This is a genomic window from Myxacorys sp. (assembly GCF_059501405.1).
The window spans coordinates 1-3,454 of the sequence record NZ_JCACCM010000034.1 but is presented as its reverse complement, the minus strand read 5'-3'; the positions used below and the strand labels follow the sequence as shown (position 1 = coordinate 3,454).

At 46.9% G+C, this 3,454-nt stretch carries 5 protein-coding genes; 2 read left to right on the top strand and 3 right to left on the bottom strand.

The window, feature by feature from the left end; all coding sequences use genetic code 11:
- The first annotated feature begins 209 nt into the window (after positions 1 to 209).
- Positions 210 to 524, top strand: coding sequence for a GIY-YIG nuclease family protein (locus AC5I6P_RS03005; RefSeq protein ID WP_495692278.1), 315 nt, complete (start codon positions 210 to 212; stop codon positions 522 to 524).
- A 24-nt stretch (positions 525 to 548) separates the two neighbouring features.
- Positions 549 to 971, top strand: coding sequence for an IS1/IS1595 family N-terminal zinc-binding domain-containing protein (locus AC5I6P_RS03000; RefSeq protein WP_495692277.1), 423 nt, complete (start codon positions 549 to 551; stop codon positions 969 to 971).
- On the opposite strand, the gene AC5I6P_RS02995 is transcribed toward AC5I6P_RS03000, so the two are convergent.
- The 3 genes from AC5I6P_RS02995 to AC5I6P_RS02985 all read right to left on the bottom strand — a co-directional run bounded on the left by AC5I6P_RS02995 (position 909) and on the right by AC5I6P_RS02985 (position 3,370).
- Positions 909 to 2,267, bottom strand: a complete 1,359-nt coding sequence (locus AC5I6P_RS02995; protein ID WP_495692276.1) for a hypothetical protein — start codon at positions 2,265 to 2,267, stop codon at positions 909 to 911. The genes AC5I6P_RS03000 and AC5I6P_RS02995 overlap by 63 nt on opposite strands.
- A 629-nt stretch (positions 2,268 to 2,896) precedes the next feature.
- Entirely contained in the window at positions 2,897 to 3,196 is a 300-nt protein-coding gene (locus AC5I6P_RS02990) for a transposase family protein (RefSeq protein ID WP_495692279.1), read from the bottom strand.
- Positions 3,197 to 3,211: 15 nt separating this feature from the next.
- Complete coding sequence (locus AC5I6P_RS02985; RefSeq protein WP_495692275.1) at positions 3,212 to 3,370, bottom strand: hypothetical protein; 159 nt, start codon at positions 3,368 to 3,370, stop codon at positions 3,212 to 3,214.
- Positions 3,371 to 3,454: the final 84 nt, after the last annotated feature.

The window sequence follows — 3,454 nt, the reverse complement described above, 5'->3', positions numbered from 1 at the left end:
AATCTGGTACTTTGTTCACGCCTATAACAAATCATTACTTCTGTAGGACTACCGAGCCTCGAAGATGAGATGGTCAGTGGTGCCCTGTTCACCCAAACTGGGTCAGCGTCCAATAGGGTGACACTCGATCACTTTTCCGAGCGATAATCGATGCAACGACGGCTGAGGGAAACCGTCCTAGACGTTTAATCTCGCCGCAGAGAGGGTTCATGAAGGAAGCACAGCCACCGGAATTGCATTATGTGTACATTGTTCGCTGTGCGAATGATTGCCTGTACACCGGGTATACAAAGAATGTTGAACAGCGGATTGCTGTTCATAACGCCGGCAAGGGTGGGCGATATACGAGGGCGCACCGACCTGTAGAACTCGTTGCGTCTTGGCGGTTCTCGACGAAACGAGCGGCGATGCAGGTGGAATATGCGATCAAGCAGTTGTCACGGCAGCAGAAGATAGCGATCTCCAAGAGTGGGGAAGTCCCGAAGTGGTCGTGTTATCAAGAAGCGGCGTTGCTGAAAGGGTAATGCTTGAATTGGCATCATAGAAGGATGAAATGTCCTGAATGTCCGTCCACTCAAACTGCTAAAAACGGCCATCGTCGCGACAGACAAGGCTACAAGTGCAAGCAGTGCGGTCGCCAGTTTCTTGAATTTTACCGTCCTTGGGGCTACTCAGATGAGGTCAAGCAAAGGACACCACCACTACGCTTCTCTCTGCCCTCATCTCTTCTAAGTCCCGGTAGCTCAAGGCATGGCGACAATACAGCTCACGTTGGGCAAGATGTAGGTCAGATTGGAAAATGTTGCCATTTGAAGGGAGCTTTGGAATCAACCACGAAATGTCAGATTTTCTCTCAGCAAGCCTTGAAATCCTATCACTTTTTGCAACGGAACCGTCCATTCTCAGGGTCAATGAAGAACGCTATTGCCGACTTTCGGAGTGAAGTCTCGACTCGTAAAGTCAAGGGGTGACCTTCCTTGTGCTATCCCAATTGATTCATTAAATGAATCGTTTGAGGAAATACCAAGGCATCGGGTGTTTCCCCTTGCATAAGATCGTTCTGGAAATGGATTTCTGTCCCATCGTGTGTGATCGTCTCTGCCGTTCAGGATGTCATTGCAATTAGGGCTATGATGGTCTTTCTGAATGCTTGGTTGGAAGACATAAACGGCTCTGCTAGAAACACCGTTCACCTCCCCGAATGGGGCATTCACGAGTAAGTAGTTCTCCGAGATTGCAACATTATTGCCGAATTCTTCTCCAACCTGTGGCGTTGGATTAAACAAAGACTGGACCAAAGTACCGCTCCCAGCATCGAAGACGTACGCGGCACCGCTGTCGATCGCGCCTGTGTCATTAAATCGAGATCCAATTAATACCGTATTGCCCTGAATCGCCACCGAATCTCCGAACCGATTATCTGGCGCTGCCGAAGGTTCCAAAAAAGTCTGGAGTAAATTGCCCGTCGTCGCATCGAACAAGTAGGCTGCACCGCCATTGCGGGCGGCAGTATCATCCAATTGGGAACCAATCAAAACTCGATTTCCAGCGATCGCGACCGAAATGCCAAAATAATCACCGGCATCAGGTGTTGGATTCAGAAAAGTTTGGAGTAAATTGCCCTTACGATCGAAGAGGTAAGCGGCCCCAGCATCAATTCCGCCAGTGTCATCGCCGTAAGCCCCAATCACAATTCTGTTACCGGAGACTGAGATCGCCCGTCCAAAATAGTCCTCTGGATCAGCAGTCGGATTACGAAACGTCCGCAGGAGTTGCCCTTGCTGGTTAAATTGATCAACTGCCCCTGCAAAATTATCAACGGAACCATTTCCCACTAAAAAAGTATTCCCTTGAATGGCAACTGCTTCACCAAAACCATTGATTGTGGTAGGGATAGGACTCTGAAACGTCTGGAGCAAATTGCCTGTCTTGGCATCGAACAAGTAGGCTGCACCATTCCGTAGCCCACCCCCGAACTCACCAATCAGAACTCGATCCTTAGAGAGTGCAACGGACGCGCCAAACTGATCTCCAAATTGGGTAGGTGTAGGTTGGAAAAACGAACGAACCAATGCCCCGGTATCAATCTCAACCAAATAAACACCATTACCACCGTCAACACCAGATTGACCATTACTAGAATTGATGAGTGCTAAATTACCATCAACGGCAATTGCATCTCCAAAAAAAATTCCTACCTCTGAAGTTGGACTGGGCAGGATCCGAGCCAGCTTGAAGGGTGATGCTAGATCTTCGTGTCTCCTCATATTCAGTTCCTCAAGTCAAAATCGTAAATCTAAAATTGTTTTCTTAGCGTATTAGTTAAAACTGAACGTTGTGGTTGCCGCCGCCTCTACTTAGAGCGAGAACTGGGAGCTAAGCAGCAAAAAACAGGCATAAAACAACCGTTAAGCAGATTTTTAAAAAACGCTTTTTCAGTTTCACCGTAATATTTCTAAAGTCGTCAGAGCTTATCTAAATACTACTGACACAGTTAATCTTTTCAAGTTTTATTATTTAAATCACATTGTTCTTAACAGTGATACTTGCATTTTTAGGTTCTGCGATATAAGCCTTTTTTAATGCGTATCGCGTACCTTGATCAGTGGTTATTACACAGTTTTGATACTGATGGGCGAATTATTTATTCATATCTGAAACCCTAATCTTGCCGTTTCTTGTCCTATAAAATTCAAACATTCGGTCTGCGGTTTCAATGAAGTTTCAAGGTTTACAGAGTGCTAAGCAATATTTCGCCAGCAGCATCAGTTTTGTAAAGTTTTGGCAGACTAAGAATAGGGAGACATTTTGTTAGGAGAAAATTAACTTCACTCATCCTCTCATCTGCCAACCTTTACTCGATTCAACGCATTTAAGATTGGACTTCTTGCGAAAGTCACAGAGCTCCCTCCAGAATAGGTTCGTCGATGCTCGCACGAGCTAATTCGTAGTTGCAGAGTCCAGCAATTAAACTGAAGCGTAAACCAAAGCGGTTGCGACGGTTGCGGTAGCGCTCTGATAGAATGCGCCAAACTTTGAGGCGACAGTTGACATGTTCGGCAATCACGCGCCGTCGTGCCAAGTCACGGTTGTACTGTTGGTCTGCTTTGTCCAAGGTTGCCTTTTTTGTCTTCTGCTTCGGGGTCTGGCTGTTGGAATGCAGGTTGAGAATGCCTTCGTAGCCTTTGTCAGCAATAGAGCCGTTTTAGCGTTAGCGGCAGTAGTTCTGAATGTGATCAGGCAGCGTCATCTCTGTAGCTAAACGCGGATCGGCAACGGGTTCTAAGGCCATTAATCGCAGGGGCAACTCACCTGCCCAGATCGGCAACTCATAGTCTGCTTCATCATCCACTGGAGCACCTGATCGCATCTTAGCGGAGGTTTCTGTGAGCGGCAGCGCTAATACCAAGTGGATCAATACATGCTACAGATAATAGCAGTCGCGTTTGAGGCA